We start from the raw sequence: 15,392 nt of genomic DNA, 5'->3' as shown, positions 1-15,392 counted from the left end.
AGCAACCGGTCAGGATAAAGCTGCACCTCAGCTCTGGCTGGAGCGGGCGGCGCTCGCGACACTGTGGCTTATCTTGCTCTGCTGGCTGCTGCTCCCCACCCAATGGGTCACCAGCATATATATAGTGCCTCTCTATATAGTGGCGGCGAGTTTGCATCTGTGGCGGCAACTGCGTTGGCATCTGCCATCGACCCTTGCGCATCCCCTGCTGTGGTCACTCCATCTCGCCTATCTGTTTATCCCTCTTGGCCTGCTCGCCCTTGCGGCACATAGCGCGGGTCTGCCCATCACGTTGTCGATGGCCAGTCACCTGCTCAGCGCAGGCTGTATGGGCACCATGATCCTGGGCATGATTGCGCGAGTCTCCCTCGGCCATAGCGGTCGGGCCTTGCAGGCAGGACGCAGGATCACTGGCGCATTCGCCCTGGTTATCGCTGCCGCTACAATGCGGGGGACGATTCCGCTGTTCTGGCCTGCTTATACCCTGCATGGCTGGAACCTCAGCGCGCTTGCCTGGATCGCTGCCTATGGTCTGTTTGTCTGGGTCTATACCCCGATACTGATCCGCCCCAGATCAGATGGTCGACCGGGTTGATGACTGCGGAACATGTTCAGGGTGTTGCCACCGGATAGTGGATGAGGTTGTGGAAAATCGCCGGGGCTATGCCCAGATTGCGATAACCGTGGGGACGGTCGGCAGCAAAACGCACCGCCTCTCCTTGCACCAATGAACGCCACTCCCCTTCCACCAGCACCTCCATCATGCCGCTGATGACGATGACATGTTCGGTCACTCCCGGCTCATGGGGCTCGGATTCACGCTGGTAACCCGGCAACAGGGTCAGCTCAAGCAACTCGAAACCAAACCGGTTTTCATAAGGGAAGAGGGGGGCCACTTGCATGCCCTCTCCCGCAGGCTGCTGGCGAATGGCATCGGCGGTGCGATAGAGCACCTCCTCCTGCACGGCGGGTGTGGGCTCAATGAAACTGGAAAATGAGACTCGAAAACCGGTGGCTATCTTCCACAGCGTCGCCACTGTCGGGCTGGACTCTCCCCGCTCAATCTGCCCCAGCATCGCCTTGCTGACACCTGTTTCGCGCGCGGCGGCATCCAGGCTCCAGCCGCGCTCGCTGCGCAGCCCCTTCAGTCGAGCAGCCAGATGCTGACTCATCTCTTGCATAACTGCCTCTTTATTACTCTTGCACGATGCACCTTGTGCGCTATAGCGCACATAGATATAGTCAAAGCTGTATTGTACGTAATAACGCACAGCGCGTCACAACGCCAAGAGGAAGAGTCATGCCCTTCGCCATCCCCCATCTGATCGCAGGCTTTATCGCCGTGATGGTCGGCTACACAAGTTCCGTCATCCTGATCATCCAGGCCGCCACGGCAGCAGGTGCTGATACTGCCCAAGTTGCCTCCTGGCTCTGGACGCTGGGGATCGGCATGGGGGTGAGCTGCATCGGCCTCTCTCTTTATTACCGCATGCCCGTACTGACCGCCTGGTCCACACCGGGCGCGGCACTGCTGATCGCCACACTGGGCAACTTCACTCTGGCGGAAGCGATCGGCGCCTTTGTGATCTCCTCCCTGCTGATCACTCTGTGTGGCATCAGCGGCTGGTTCGACCGCTTGATGAAACATATCCCGGCTCCGCTGGCCGCCGCCATGCTGGCTGGCGTACTGCTCAGATTCGGGCTGGATCTGTTCAAGGTCGCCCCGCAAGATCCCTTGCTGCTTGGTACCTTGCTGCTGACTTTCCTGTTGGGGCGTCATCTCTGGCCCCGCTATACCATGGTGCTGGTACTGGGAGTGGGGATGCTGATCTGCAGCATGCGGGGGGATCTGCAACTGGCAACTCTACACTGGCAACTCGCCAGCCCGGTCTGGACATGGCCAGTCTTCTCCCTTGATGCCCTGTTTGGTATCGCGCTGCCGCTGTTCATTGTCACCATGACATCGCAAAACATGCCGGGAATTGCAATCTTGCGGGCCCACGGCTATCAGCCTTCCACCTCCTCGCTGATCAGCTGGACTGGCCTGACTGGCCTGCTGCTCGCTCCTTTTGGCGGCTATGCCTTCAATCTGGCCGCCATCACTGCCGCCATCTGCATGGGCAAAGAGGTCGACCCGGATACCAAGCGCCGCTGGCCAGCTGCGGTATGGGCGGGTTGCTTTATCTCCTGACCGGCTGCTTCGGCGCAACCGTCGCGGCCCTGTTTAGCGCCTTTCCGGCAGCCCTTGTCACCTGCGTCGCTGGTTTGGCCCTGCTAGGCACCATCGGCAGCAGCCTGCACTCTGCCTTGCAACAGGATGAAGCGCGAGAAGCTGCACTGCTCACCTTTATCATTACCGCGTCCGGGATCAGCCTGCTCAGCATCGCGGCAGCCTGCTGGGGTCTGCTGATTGGTCTGGCTATCTATCAGTTCCAATCATATCGACAAAGGAATCAATTGAACCTCAAACCGTGAACCTCTGCACACTATCCACAGAAAATGATTCACAAGTGAAACTAATTTCCCTCTAGTGGTGTCAGGGCGCCAATCTTCCCGGACATGGTGCCCTGTCAGGTTCCATGCAACGGAGTATAAAAATGAAAAATCAGGCTGTCTTGTTACTACTGGCCATACTGGGTGCTACGAGCGTCCAGGCTGCCGATACGGATCGAGAGCTGGCTCGCCAGCTCGCACTTCAGCAGAAAAACCTGCTGCCCCTGCTGAGCAATCAGCAATACCAGAGCCCGCTTCCCAACCTGCTGCAGAAGGCCAGCCCGCGCCTTAAACGGCAGGCGAGCGATGCCAACCAGGCAGCCATCAGCCGGCAAGGACTGGATGGCGAGGTCAAACAACTGATGCAGTTGCGGCTGGCCAACACCGATCAGGCCGCAGCACTGCAACAGGGGGTCGAACCGCTGGTCGCCTATGTTCCAAGTGGAGATGAGAAGAGCTGGAGCGCCATTGAAGCGTTCGACAGCGCTGGCAATCCCGTCTATCTGGATGTGGACAAGGCACCGGCCCGGCCGGTTTTGGTAGTCGAAGCCGATCCCGTCAAAGCCAAGAACGCAGGCTTGAAGGTAATGCGCAAGGCGCTGGCCGATGCTGATCTGCAAAGCGCTCCGCGAGTGGCGACCAGCACGGCGCCACTCAAGACCAGTATCCTGAAAAAGATCAGACTGAAAGATGATCAGGAGCCCTGGCTGCTCGGCGCAGCCGAAGTGTATGCAGTGGTCGCAGGGGTCAATCCCAGCCGGGATGAGCCTGTGGTAGATATTGTCGACATGCCCTACCTCGACTATGACAACACAGACTACACCCCCAACCAGATCCTGGTTTACTGGGATCGCTATCGCTGGGGAGCCGTCGACGTGGTGATGATGGAGCAGGATGACAACGTCAACTATAAGGAGCTGAGCGCCCTGCTGATTGAAGCTCTCAAACTCGGCTTTACTGCGGGTGGCGTGCCGGAAGCACTGCCCTTCCTCGATCTCGGCGGTCGCATCGTCAAGGCACTGCCCGACTCCTGGATGACCAACAACGACGACTATCTGGATACCTTCTACACACTGGAGCAGGATCAGGTCTATCGCCAGTATCCGGGGGCTGCCGGTAATGCGGTTATCGATCTTGAGCCAAAAGAGATCGCCCCGACCAGACCTTGATAATCGGCCATAACGAAAAAGCCAATGAGCAACTCATTGGCTTTTTGCTTTTATCGCGGTGACCACCGGTCAACCCTTGGGACGAACCCCCAGAGTATGGCAGATGGCATAGGTCAGCTCGGAGCGGTTCAGGGTATAGAAGTGGAAATCCTTCACCCCTTCCTGACTCAGCACGCGTACCTGATCGATGGCGATGCTCGCCCCCACCAGATTGCGGGTCATCTGATCGTTATCCAACCCCTCGAAACGCTGATGCATCCAGCGCGGGATCTTCACGTTGGTAAAACCGGCAAACTTGGCCAGAGTCTGGTAGTTGGAGACCGGTAGAATCCCCGGCACGATTTCAGCATCGATGCCGATAGCGGCGCAGCGATCCCGAAAGCGCAAGTAAGTTTCCACATCGAAGAAGAACTGAGTGATGGCGCGGTTGGCACCGGCATCAATCTTGCGCTTGAGATTGAGCAGGTCGGATTGCGCACTCTTGGCCTCCGGGTGACCTTCCGGATAGGCGGCAACCGAGATATCGAAGTCCGCCTCTGACTTGAGCAGGGCAACCAGATCGGTGGCATACATATCCGGTTTCTCCAGCCCCTGCGGCAAGTCACCGCGCAGAGCCACGATATGACGAATACCGCTGTTCCAGTAGTCGCGGGCGATGGTGCGCAATTCGTCGCGGCTGGCATCGATACAGGTCAGATGCGGCGCCGCAATCAGGCCGGTCCGCTCCTTGATGTCCTTGATCACCTTGTGAGTGCGATCACGGGTACCGGAGTTGGCGCCATAAGTAACGGAGACGAACTTGGGTTCCAGCACTTTCAGCCGTTCGATGGACTGCCAGAGGGTATTCTCCATCCCTTCACTGTTGGGCGGAAAAAACTCGAAACTGACCGATATATCGCCATTCAAATCTGCCAAGCTCTGGTTGAGCGCCTCAACCTGACGTGCACTGTGAAATCCCATCTGCTCTTCTCCCTGTCCTGCAATCCATCTGCCTACGTCAAAACGGATGTTTGGACGTCTAAACGTCTTTATATTTATGAGCAAAACGACACAAAGTCAACAGGGATTTACCTCACATCCGATCTGACGAACTTCATATTTACAAAATTAACGGTACGTAACCGAAAAGTGCCCATCCCAAAATCGCCCCAGTCGAGTTATGATGGGGGCAGATCGTCCTGGACGTTCTGAATCTGCGTGTGATTGTTTGGCCGGAGGTTTCTCCGGCCCCTTTTCATCTATTTCCCACTCCTGCCGATAACAGAATGAGTCTTTGCAGGAGCACCATCATGGATACCCACCCCGGCTTTGCCACCGACTTGCTGTTCGATCGCTATCAGGGCGAGGTTGTTCAGCACGATCAGTTCTGGGCGGTTCGCACGCCGGATGCTCCCGATTACTACTTCGGCAACTACCTGCTACTCCCCCCCCCCCCCAGCGACCGTGACAAAGGCTGGCTGGAAGCCACATTTGATCAGCTGATCGGCCAGGATCCTCGAGTGCGCCACCGCACCTTCCAATGGCCACTGGCGGCCGGACAAAACAACCGGATCGCCGGTTTTGTCGCAACGGGTTACCAATATATGGAGTGCGTGGTGCTGGCGCTGGATGAACAGAGTTGCCCGCCCCCTCACAGCGACATGAACAAGGTTGAGGCACGCACCTTCACCACTGCTGATTGGCCTGAGTGGCTCGACTTCGAACTCCATGAGCGGGATGAGGGACACTCTGAACAGAGCTATCTCCCCTATCTGCGATCCCGCCAGGCGCTCTATCAGGCCATGATTGCCGATGGTCTCGGGGACTGGTGGGGGGTCTGGAAAGAGGGACAACTGGTCGCCAGCTGCGGCCTCTTCTTTTGCGGCACACTCGGGCGCTTCCAATTGGTACGCACGCACCATGCGTGGCGCAACCAGGGGTTATGCCGCCAGCTGCTGAGTCAAGTGGCTCGCGCAGGATTATCCCGTGCCAGACAGCTGATCATAGTGGCCGACGAGCATTACCATGCCCAGCGCATTTACCGCTCTCTGGGGTTTGCCCCGGTTGCCCGCATCGGCAGCCTCTGCCGCTGGCCCCACGAATCACAATAAAGCGATACATGCTGGCCGCGAGCCATAAAAAAACGGGAGGCTGATGCCTCCCGCTCTTATTGATGCAGATGACCTATTGCTGTGGCTGCTGTGGCGCCTCCAGCTCGTTGGAGAGCGCCTGCTCCACCTCATCCGACGGCGCCGGTAATGGGGCAGCGGCCGCTGATGCGGGTTCTGCGGGTGTCACAGCAGGTGACACCACGGCCGATGTTTCACTGGTCGCGGGGGCTGCGGACACCTCAGTCGTCGGCGCTGAAACAGGATCAGGGGCAACCGCATCACACTGACAATCCGGGCTCTTGGCCTTGTTGCCCTGATGAGGGGCATACCAGCCCCTCAAGCCACCTTCCAGTCGATCTGCGGCCGCCTTGGGCTCCATCTTGCCAAGCAGCACCGCCTGACTCACCTCGGCCAGTTCATCCCCCAACTTGGGCGTACCACGGGAGAGGATCTGGGTCGCCACCCGAATGGTCGAGTCACACTGATCGCGCCACTCCATCATCTCTTTGGCCGCCGGATTGGTGACATCGAAGAAGTGGTTGGAGAGGGAGAAGAATCCCGGCAACGAGTTGGTATAGAGCTCGGCAAATTGCGGCGTCGTCAGCCACTGCAGGAAAGCCATCGCCCCCTCTTTGTTCTTGCTGGCAGGGTTCATCCCCATACCGATATCGGTGTGATCGGTAAAGAAACAGCCATCACCCTGTTTGGCCACCGGCGGGCGCATGACGCCAAAATCGACCTTGCCGGTGAAGGGGGCAATCTCCCAGGAGCCCGCCACGTAGAAGGCGGCCTTGCCCGAGGTGAACAGCTCGTTGCTGGTCGCATAATCGCGGCTCTCGCCACCTTCACCGAGGTAGGAACGCCAGCGGGCCAGCTCGTCGAACACCTTCACATATTGCGGGTTGTCCAACCGCTCCTGCCCACCAATCAGTGCCAGACGGCCGTCCTCCCCCTTCCAGTAGTTGGGGCCAATGTTCTGGAACCCCAGTTCGGAGGCAACCCAGCTCTCGGAACCGCTCATGGCCAGCGGCACATAGCGACCGTCGGCCTTGATCTTGTCCAGCACAGCGAAGAACTGATCGCGGGTTTGCGGCAAGGTGAGCCCCAACTCACTGAAGATCTTCTTGTTATAGAAGAAGCCATGGATCACCGAGGCCATCGGCACGCAGAAAGTCTGGGCACCGGAATCGGTCTGCCACGGTGACTGGGCAAAACTCGGAAAGTTCTCCATCCCTGCCATTTCGGTCAGCTCGGCCAGATGGCCCGCCTTGAACAGGGCGAGCGAGTCATCAAATGGACGACAGGTAATGAGATCCCCCGCCTTGCCCCCTTTCAGGCTCTCCCACAGGGTGGGCATGTAGTTGACGTTTTGCACCGGATGAAAACTCACCTTGATGCCGGGATGCGCCGCTTCAAACGCCGGGATAATCTTCTGCTCCCACAACGCCTTGTCATCGGTTCGCCAGCTTTCAATCACCAGCTCGCTGGCCATCAGCTGGCCACACAACAGGAGACTCAGGGCTCCAATCCACTTTTTAGACATAAGCCCTCCTAGACCTTGAAATGTGCGATCAATTGCTGCTGTTTGGCGACCAGGTCGGCCAGCACTTCGCTGCTGCTGGCGGATTCGCGCGCCTCCCGCTCAGTCTCGTATGCCACATCGGCAATACCGGCGATATGACGAGCGACCCCCTGACTGACGGAGATCTGCTCCTGAGCGGCATGGGCCACCTGATCCGCCATCGACTTGATGGCCCCCATCCGATCGGCAATGGATTGCAGCGCCAAATCCATCTCGCGGGTCTGCTCGACACAGCTTTGGGTCTGCTCCTGGCTACGCCCCATCACTTCAACCACATGCTTGCTGGAGCTTTGCAGGTTCTCAATCATCCCCTGGATCTCTTCGGTCGAAGTCTGGGTGCGATTGGCCAGCGCCCGTACCTCATCGGCCACCACCGCAAAACCGCGACCAGCATCACCAGCACGGGCCGCTTCGATGGCGGCGTTCAATGCCAGCAGGTTGGTCTGCTCGGCAATACTGCGGATCACATCGAGAATGCTGCCGATGTTGTTACTGAATTCCCCAAGTTTGTAGGTGATCCCGACCGCCTCTTCCATGGCGCCAGCGAGCTGCTCGGTGATCCGGCGAGTGGTGGCCACTTTCTGGCGACCATTGCGCGCCTCTTCATCGGCCAGATCCACTTCGCGCTTGGTGCCATCGGTAGAGCGGGCCACCTCGGTGGCGCTCACTTCCAGCTCGGTAATGGCGGCGGCCACCTGATCGGTCTGGCTCTTCTGCTCCTGTACCCGGGACATGGCCCGTTCGCTGATCTCGGCGGCGCGGCTCGCCTCATCCACCAGATGGCGAGAGCCCGCATTGATTTGAGAGAGGAGTTCACCGGTCTTGCCCGCCAGCGTATCGATGGAGCGAGAGAGGCTGCCAAATTCGCAACTGCTACGGTAGTTGATGCGGCGGGTCATATCACCGGCCGCCATGTAATCGAGCTCCTTGTTGATCATCTGTAACGGGCGCTGAATGCTGCGCGCCGTGGTATAGCCGATCACCAGCGCGGCAGCGGCCGACATCGCGGCAACCACCAGGATCCAGAAGCTGGCACTGCTGACCGCAGCATCAGCGTTAATCCGGCTATCACTGGCGATGGCACCGGCGGACTTGCCCATCTCATCGAGCAAATTGAGGCTGTTGACCAAACTGGCATCCAGCTGCTGATTTTGCGTGGCCAGCGACAGCGCCAGTTGCTGAGCCTGACGCATGGTCGCCAACAAGCCCTGAGCGCCGAGCGCCAACTCCTGCATCCGATCCAGATTGGAGACAAAGCGCGCTTTCACATCATCGGGCACCAGCACCCGCTCCAACCGCTTGCGGGCCATCTCGATATCCTTGCTGAGTACCTTTTCCAGCTCGTTCAGGTCGGTTTTGGCATCGGCACGGCGGATATTCTTCAGATCGCGGGCGATACCCGAGGTAATGAGCTCCGCCTTGTTGCGCATGGAGCGCTTGCTGGCGGTCTGTTGCAGCAGCAGATCCGCCGCCCACTGATAGGTATCCTCAAGGCGGATAAATTCCATCTCCAGCTTGTGGCGCTGATCTAATGCACTAACCCACTGCCGATGCTGGGCCAGCACCTGATCCGCCAAGCCATAAAATTGGGTGGTAGCACTCTCGACCTGCTGGAAGCGGGTACGAGCATCCGCTACGTCGGTAAATTTACCCATCTCCTGACTCAGCTGGATGAAGCGGTTCTGCTGCTCCTTGAACTGATTGGCCAGCTGCGGCAACTGAGCGGCATCTTCACTGGTGCGGTAGACCAGCACCCAACGGTTACTATCCTGCAGTGCCCCCTTGAGACCTGCGACAGCCACTACCAGCGGGGTTGCCCGGTCAGATACGGCAGAGAGGCCGTCATTTATACCCTTGATTTTAAAGGTACTGATCACACCAAGCAGGATCAGCAACAGCAGCATCAACACGAATCCGGCGATGATCCGCTGCACGATAGATAAGCCCATGGAGACATCCTCACTCATTGGGGGAAGGTAAAGTGAACATAGTCACTATCGGCAGGGGTGGCGAATAACTGAAATAAAGCGGCAGGTATTTAATTGATTTGTATCGGGTTGGATCACAGTACAGACAAAATCAGCCATACGAAAAAAGCCCGGCACAAGCCGGGCTGAAAGAGACGTACTTTGCTATCTTCCGCGGTCCGTTCAGAACCGCAGTCAGAATCATTAGAAGCGGTAGCCCGCACCAACCATGAAGACCATTGGGTCAATCTTGGTTTTGATTCCATCTCCACCGTTTACATGCACATCAGTGTCGATATCCATGATCCAGGCTGAGCCGTTGACAAACCAGCGGTCAGTGATCGCCATATCGATACCCACCTGACCAGCAACACCCCAAGAATCATCCAGGCTCACATCGCTGTTGGTCAGAGGGCCACGACCTTTCTCGTCAAAGAAATTGGTGTAGTTCACACCAACACCGACGTACGGACGAACCTTGCTCTGGGCATCGCCAAAATAGTACTGAGCCATCAGGGTTGGTGGCAGATGCTTGACCTTGGCTACTTCGGTATCGCCAATCTTCACTGAATGGGAGAATGGGGTAGCAGCCAGCAGCTCAACACCGAAGTTATCTGTAGCCATATAGGTCAAAGTCAAACCCAGCTGGGCATTGTCATTGATTTCAAAGCTGTTACCACTGTCTTGTGGAGACACTACAGCCAAACCACCACGAACCAGAATATCACCAGCCTGATGGGCCATGGCGAAAGGAGAGGTCACTGCAGCGGCAATCATCAGAGGAAGTAATTTTTTCATCACGTAATCCCTTTTTTTGTTTTCATTTGATGCTGTAAGCCCGCTGACTATATGCCCTTGTAAATACAAAGTTATTGACTTGGAGCAAAGGTTGCACAGAAATAAATCGATTGGTGTGACATCTTTGCGCGCCCTCCCAATCTCGTTGAGTCCCCAGACAACAAGCTGAAATACCTGTTTCGACAGGTTGTAACTACCCGCATCCAGCGCCAAAAGGAGCAAACAAACCACACCTTATTGCGCGGCAGTGCGGCTATTAATTGTTGTTAACATGGGCAAATCAGCGTATTTTTTGCGCCATACAAGTTACTGGGAAGTAATGGTTTATTTATGAAAAATGAGTCGAAATGGCAAAAGGTGGGGGCCTTTCTCGCGGCCGTGTGGGGAATCGGATCCTTTCTCTTTATCCTGCTCGGTTTTATTGTCGCCCTGGCCTATCTGGTATTGGTACGGCAGGGTTAATCCGGGTTGACAGAGCGCAGCTGGGTGATATTCCCCCCTTCAGCAAGCTGTTCCGGAGTCTGGCCCATTCCCTCAGCAGAGAGGCTACCAGCGTAGCCACACCACCGATTTCGCCCGCCGACTTTGGCCTGATACAGCGCCATGTCCGCCAGTTTGAAGCTATGACTCCAGAATGAATCCGGGTACTCTGGGTGCAACGGATAGCGGCAGAACCCCAGCGACACCGTCAACCAGAGTGGCGCACCCTCTCTGCCAAAGCGGTGCTGAGCGACACGCTGGCGCAGATATTCGACCCGCAGCGCCAACTCTTGCTCGTCATCCACCTGCAACAGCAACAAGAACTCCTCCCCGCCCAACCGGATGATCGGCTCGCACTCTCCTGTCACCACCTTGCGCAGCAGATCCGCCAACTGTTTCAGCACCAGATCCCCGATGTCATGGCCAAGGCGGTCATTGATCCGCTTGAAATGATCCAGATCCAGCAGCAATAACAGACAAGGTTTGGCCCGGTTGGCCTGCAACCAGCCATCGAGATAGCGACGATTGAAGCAACGGGTCAAGGGATCGGTGAATGCAGCCATCTCCATCTGGCTGGATTTTTTCAACAAATCATCGTGTTGCTGCCTAACCTTGCCGGCCATCTCCTTGAACTTGCCGCTAAGGGTCGCCATCTCGGCGCTGCTGTCGATATAGGGAATCAAGGTGGCATCTGGCCGATCGCCAAAGCGTTGCAGCGCCGACACCAACTGCTGCAACGGGGTAAGCACAATGCTATTGAGCCGATACATGGCGATCATGACGCAGATAAAACTGATAAACAGCATGCCGATAAAGGTCCAGAGCGCCCCCTCCATGACGCCACTCAAGATCTTTTTCTCCTCCTCTATCACCAGTGTCAGCACCGGCTGGTTATCGCTGTTGAGCAGTCGCACCTCTCCCCTGAGCCGGGTGAGCCCAAGGTCGATCAGGCGATACGTTATTTGCGGTTTCAGTGGTTTGAAGGTAGCGGTGACATCCAGATTGGCATGGGAAATCGCCAGAGGCAGCGCGGTACGCTCAGATACCTGCTCGAGATAGGCCTTGTCGAGCCAACGTACAACCAGCAAGAAACCGTTGAACGGAGCCGACTCGTCACTGTTTCTGATCGGCTGCCACGAGTACATCAGCGGCCCCCACTGGGAAGCGCGGATCCCGTGCAGATTAATGCCCCCGTGCGCCACCGAGCGTTCTCTCAACTGCTTTTTCAGTTCATCAAGGAAGTAAGGAAACTGATCCGGATTGATCCCCGGCGCATCGGGTAGCAGGGTGCGCGTCCAGATTTCGTAACCGGTGAGATCCATGAAGCTCATCAGGTTGAGACTAAAATCCCGCATCGGCATATCACTGAACAGGTTGGATTCGATGTACCCCCTGCTTTTGTTGTCCATAAAACGGTGACTGTCATCCCAGATGCCCCAATCCCGACTGAATGCATCCAGAGCGGCCACATCCGCCTGCACCGCCTTGGTCACGCGCAGCAGATGCTCCTTCATTCGCTGCTCCTCAATCCGGCTGGCGGCCGGGATCTGGGCCCATGCCAACAGAACCAGCAATAGCAGGATCGCCCCCAGCCAGATGGGGAACATGGAGTAAGCCAACTGATGATCAATCGTGCGCGGAGCCTGAGCCATAACCCGATATATCCATTACCATGATGCTGAGATGCCAAGCCTGCCCACACTTGACGAGCTTCCCCCTATGCTCCCGATTTTTATAACAAAAAGGGGCCAAAGGCCCCTCGATTATAACGGCTTATCGCGCCAATAGTGGCCGCAAAAAACGAGCTGTATGAGACTCTTTATTGACGCAAATATCCTCCGGCGTCCCCGTCACCAGAATGCGGCCACCACCGGCGCCTCCCTCCGGTCCCAAATCGACGATCCAGTCGGCAGTTTTTACCACATCAAGGTTGTGCTCGATGATGACGATGGTGTTGCCGCGATCCCGCAGCTGGTGCAGCACCTTGAGCAGTTGCTGGATGTCGTGGAAGTGCAGCCCGGTGGTCGGCTCATCCAGAATGTATAGGGTCTGACCGGTATCCCGCTTGGAGAGCTCACGCGCCAGCTTGACCCGCTGCGCCTCGCCGCCCGACAAGGTAGTAGCAGACTGGCCGAGACGGATATAGGAGAGGCCCACGTCCATCAGGGTCTGCAGCTTGCGCGCCACCGCCGGCACCGGATCGAAGAACTCGCGGGCATCTTCCACTGTCATCTCGAGGATTTCGTGGATGTTCTTGCCCTTGTACTTCACCTCCAGGGTCTCGCGGTTGTAGCGCTTGCCCTTGCAGACGTCGCACGGCACGTAGACGTCCGGCAGGAAGTGCATCTCTACCTTGATGACGCCATCCCCCTGACATGCCTCGCAGCGCCCCCCTTTCACGTTGAAAGAGAAACGGCCCGGCTGGTAGCCGCGGGAACGCGCCTCCTGAGTGCCGGAGAGCAGCTCGCGGATCGGAGTGAACAAACCGGTATAGGTGGCCGGGTTGGAGCGCGGGGTTCGACCGATGGGGCTCTGGTCGATATCCACCACCTTGTCCAGATGCTCCAGCCCCTCGACGCTGCGATAGGGTGCCGGGGTGGACTCGGTCGCCTTGTTGAGCTCGCGGTGGGCGATGCGGAACAGGGTGTCGTTGATCAGGGTCGACTTGCCGGAGCCGGAGACGCCGGTAACGCAGGTCATCACTCCGATGGGCAGATCAAGATTGACGTTGCGCAAGTTGTTGCCGCTCGCCCCCTTGAGTTTTAGCCACTTGCCGGTAAGCGGGGTACGCTCGGCCGGAATGGCGATCTGCTTGCGACCGGAGAGGTAGTCACCGGTCAGCGATTCCGGATTGTCGATGATCTGCTGGGGGGTGCCCTGCGCAACAATCTCGCCACCGTGCACGCCAGCCCCCGGGCCGATATCCAGCACATGGTCGGCGAGGCGGATGGCATCCTCGTCGTGCTCCACCACGATCACGGTGTTGCCCAGATCGCGCAGATGGGTGAGGGTCTTGAGCAACCGCTCGTTGTCGCGCTGATGCAGACCGATGGAAGGCTCATCGAGTACATACATGACGCCCACCAGCCCGGCACCGATCTGGCTGGCCAGTCTAATGCGCTGCGCTTCGCCGCCTGAGAGAGTCTCGGCACTGCGGGACAGGCTCAGATAGTTGAGACCGACGTTCACCAGGAAGCCGAGCCGCTCGACGATCTCTTTCAATATCTTCTCGGCAATCTGGGCGCGCTGGCCAGTGAGGTTAAGCCCCTCGAAGAAGGCGAGCGCATCGCCGATGGACTGCTCGGCAATGGCCGGCAGGTTGCGGTTGTCGACGAAGACGTGACGCGCCTCTTCCCGCAGTCGGCTGCCACCGCAGCTGGTACAGGATTTGTTGGCGATGTATTTGGAGAGCTCTTCACGCACCGAGTTGGACTCGGTTTCGCGGTAGCGCCGCTCCATGTTGTGCAGGATCCCCTCGAACGGGTGCTTGCGCACCACTACATCGCCGCGATCGTTCATGTAACGGAACTCGATCTCGGTACGACCCGAGCCGCGCAGGATCACCTCCTGGGTCTTGACCGGCAGATCCTCCCACGGCGTCTCCAGATCAAACTTGTAGTGTTCGGAGAGGGATTTCAGCATCTGGAAGTAGTAGAAGCTGCGCTTGTCCCAGCCACGGATGGCGCCATTGGCCAGACTGATGGCCGGATCGCCAATCACCTTGGCCGGATCGAAATATTGCTGCACACCCAGACCATCACAGGTAGGACAGGCACCAGCCGGGTTGTTGAAGGAGAAGATGCGCGGCTCCAGCTCCGACATGGAGTAGCCGCACTCCGGGCAGGCGAAGTTGGCGGAGAAGGTCATGGGGGTGACGCCCTCCTCCCCGTCCATCGGCACTACCAGTACGATGCCGCCGGAGAGGGTCAGCGCCGTCTCGAACGACTCGGCCAAACGCAAGGCAAGGTCCTCGCGCACCTTGAAGCGATCCACCACCACCTCGATGGTGTGCTTCTTGTGCAGCTCCAGCGTAGGAGGATCGGAGAGATCGCACACCTCGCCGTCGATACGGGCACGGATGTAGCCTTGGGCCGCCAGATTCTCCAGCAGCTTGGTGTGCTCCCCCTTGCGATCGCGCACCACCGGGGCCAGCAGCATCAGCTTGCTCCCCTCCGGTTGAGCCAGCACCTGATCCACCATCTGACTGATTGTCTGGGCGGCGAGCGGAATGGCGTGGGTCGGACAGCGGGGCTCACCGACCCGGGCAAACAGCAGACGCAGGTAGTCGTATATCTCGGTGATGGTACCGACGGTCGAGCGCGGGTTGTGGGAAGTGGACTTCTGTTCGATGGAGATGGCGGGCGAGAGCCCCTCGATATGGTCGACGTCCGGCTTCTCCATCAGGGAGAGGAACTGGCGGGCATAGGCGGAGAGGGACTCCACATAGCGGCGCTGCCCCTCGGCATAGAGGGTATCGAACGCCAGAGAGGATTTGCCCGAACCGGAGAGGCCGGTGACCACGATCAGCTTGTCGCGGGGCAGGGTCAGATTGATGTTCTTGAGGTTGTGGGTGCGAGCACCCCGGACCACGATCTTTTCCATCTTGTTGCACGCTCGATACAGAAACCTGAGCGGGTCAGTATGGCATAGAGACTACTGGATGAATAGACAGTTATTATCTATCACCGTTATCCTTTTTTACGATGGATAACCCCTTCGTCACACCCTGACCAAGGCGGCGAGTTTGCGCCCAATCCACACCAGCAAGCGCTCGCCCGCGGAGTGATCAACTGTTACTATTGGGGGCTAAACC

The 15,392-nt window shown here is 57.8% G+C and carries 11 protein-coding genes and 1 pseudogene (1 of these 12 running past the window's edge); 5 read left to right on the top strand and 7 right to left on the bottom strand.

Annotated features, from left to right (window positions below):
• Window positions 1-595, top strand: partial view of an NnrS family protein gene (locus ACTG2S_RS03855; RefSeq protein ID WP_201948400.1) — the 3' end only. Its footprint begins 602 nt before the window's first position; 595 of the gene's 1,197 nt are visible here — the last part of the coding sequence; the start codon falls outside the window, past its left edge; the stop codon is at window positions 593-595.
• Between the two features lie 16 nt (window positions 596-611).
• Here the strand turns inward: ACTG2S_RS03855 and ACTG2S_RS03850 are convergent, their stop codons facing one another.
• Entirely contained in the window at window positions 612-1,181 is a 570-nt protein-coding gene (locus ACTG2S_RS03850; protein ID WP_120416016.1) for a helix-turn-helix domain-containing protein, read from the bottom strand.
• A 119-nt stretch (window positions 1,182-1,300) separates the two neighbouring features.
• Here ACTG2S_RS03850 and ACTG2S_RS03845 point away from each other — a divergent pair.
• A pseudogene (locus ACTG2S_RS03845) lies at window positions 1,301-2,475 on the top strand (benzoate/H(+) symporter BenE family transporter).
• Window positions 2,476-2,597: 122 nt separating this feature from the next.
• Window positions 2,598-3,662, top strand: a complete 1,065-nt coding sequence (locus tag ACTG2S_RS03840; protein ID WP_100646963.1) for a DUF3103 family protein — start codon at window positions 2,598-2,600, stop codon at window positions 3,660-3,662.
• Window positions 3,663-3,731: 69 nt separating this feature from the next.
• On the opposite strand, the gene metF is transcribed toward ACTG2S_RS03840, so the two are convergent.
• The gene (gene metF / locus ACTG2S_RS03835) at window positions 3,732-4,622 is read right to left on the bottom strand and encodes a methylenetetrahydrofolate reductase (protein WP_005340191.1); all 891 of its coding nucleotides are present in this window, start codon (window positions 4,620-4,622) and stop codon (window positions 3,732-3,734) included.
• A 329-nt stretch (window positions 4,623-4,951) separates the two neighbouring features.
• On the opposite strand from metF, the gene ACTG2S_RS03830 reads away from it, so the two are divergent.
• Window positions 4,952-5,752 carry a GNAT family N-acetyltransferase gene (locus ACTG2S_RS03830; protein WP_376891510.1) on the top strand — a complete coding sequence of 267 codons (801 nt, stop codon included), beginning with the start codon at window positions 4,952-4,954 and terminating at the stop codon, window positions 5,750-5,752.
• A gap of 73 nt (window positions 5,753-5,825) precedes the next feature.
• On the opposite strand, the gene ACTG2S_RS03825 is transcribed toward ACTG2S_RS03830, so the two are convergent.
• The 3 genes from ACTG2S_RS03825 to ACTG2S_RS03815 form a co-directional block, all read right to left on the bottom strand.
• Window positions 5,826-7,295 (bottom strand): ABC transporter substrate-binding protein, encoded by a 1,470-nt coding sequence (locus ACTG2S_RS03825; RefSeq protein ID WP_201948395.1) that lies wholly within the window; start codon window positions 7,293-7,295, stop codon window positions 5,826-5,828.
• An 8-nt stretch (window positions 7,296-7,303) separates the two neighbouring features.
• Window positions 7,304-9,283 carry a HAMP domain-containing methyl-accepting chemotaxis protein gene (locus ACTG2S_RS03820; RefSeq protein WP_274161792.1) on the bottom strand — a complete coding sequence of 660 codons (1,980 nt, stop codon included), beginning with the start codon at window positions 9,281-9,283 and terminating at the stop codon, window positions 7,304-7,306.
• 222 nt (window positions 9,284-9,505) lie between these two features.
• Complete coding sequence (locus tag ACTG2S_RS03815) at window positions 9,506-10,099, bottom strand: OmpW family outer membrane protein (RefSeq protein ID WP_019445202.1); 594 nt, start codon at window positions 10,097-10,099, stop codon at window positions 9,506-9,508.
• 330 nt (window positions 10,100-10,429) lie between these two features.
• Between ACTG2S_RS03815 and ACTG2S_RS03810 the strand changes: the two genes are divergently transcribed.
• The gene (locus tag ACTG2S_RS03810; protein ID WP_019445201.1) at window positions 10,430-10,561 is read left to right on the top strand and encodes a hypothetical protein; all 132 of its coding nucleotides are present in this window, start codon (window positions 10,430-10,432) and stop codon (window positions 10,559-10,561) included.
• Here ACTG2S_RS03810 and ACTG2S_RS03805 read toward each other — a convergent pair.
• Together ACTG2S_RS03805 and uvrA are read right to left on the bottom strand one after the other, a co-directional pair.
• Window positions 10,558-12,231: a sensor domain-containing diguanylate cyclase gene (locus ACTG2S_RS03805; protein ID WP_439982004.1), complete on the bottom strand. Its 1,674-nt coding sequence runs from the start codon at window positions 12,229-12,231 to the stop codon at window positions 10,558-10,560. The genes ACTG2S_RS03810 and ACTG2S_RS03805 overlap by 4 nt on opposite strands.
• A gap of 121 nt (window positions 12,232-12,352) precedes the next feature.
• Entirely contained in the window at window positions 12,353-15,181 is a 2,829-nt protein-coding gene (gene uvrA / locus ACTG2S_RS03800) for an excinuclease ABC subunit UvrA (protein WP_274161794.1), read from the bottom strand.
• Window positions 15,182-15,392 lie beyond the last annotated feature (211 nt).

Source organism: Aeromonas sp. 82P, from assembly GCF_051919365.1.
In the GTDB taxonomy this organism is placed as follows: Bacteria; Pseudomonadota; Gammaproteobacteria; order Enterobacterales; family Aeromonadaceae; genus Aeromonas; species Aeromonas veronii.
This window is presented reverse-complemented; position numbering and strand designations above follow the sequence as displayed.

Excerpts from the sequence above, each read along its gene's own strand:
- ACTG2S_RS03850 (WP_120416016.1), bottom strand. The coding sequence starts at position 1,181 with ATGCAAGAGATGAGTCAGCATCTGGCTGCTCGACTGAAGGGGCTGCGC.
- ACTG2S_RS03840 (WP_100646963.1), top strand. The coding sequence starts at position 2,598 with ATGAAAAATCAGGCTGTCTTGTTACTACTGGCCATACTGGGTGCTACG.
- metF (WP_005340191.1), bottom strand. The coding sequence starts at position 4,622 with ATGGGATTTCACAGTGCACGTCAGGTTGAGGCGCTCAACCAGAGCTTG.
- ACTG2S_RS03830 (WP_376891510.1), top strand. The coding sequence starts at position 4,952 with ATGGATACCCACCCCGGCTTTGCCACCGACTTGCTGTTCGATCGCTAT.
- ACTG2S_RS03825 (WP_201948395.1), bottom strand. The coding sequence starts at position 7,295 with ATGTCTAAAAAGTGGATTGGAGCCCTGAGTCTCCTGTTGTGTGGCCAG.
- ACTG2S_RS03820 (WP_274161792.1), bottom strand. The coding sequence starts at position 9,283 with ATGGGCTTATCTATCGTGCAGCGGATCATCGCCGGATTCGTGTTGATG.
- ACTG2S_RS03815 (WP_019445202.1), bottom strand. The coding sequence starts at position 10,099 with ATGAAAAAATTACTTCCTCTGATGATTGCCGCTGCAGTGACCTCTCCT.
- ACTG2S_RS03810 (WP_019445201.1), top strand. The coding sequence starts at position 10,430 with ATGAAAAATGAGTCGAAATGGCAAAAGGTGGGGGCCTTTCTCGCGGCC.
- ACTG2S_RS03805 (WP_439982004.1), bottom strand. The coding sequence starts at position 12,231 with ATGGCTCAGGCTCCGCGCACGATTGATCATCAGTTGGCTTACTCCATG.
- uvrA (WP_274161794.1), bottom strand. The coding sequence starts at position 15,181 with ATGGAAAAGATCGTGGTCCGGGGTGCTCGCACCCACAACCTCAAGAAC.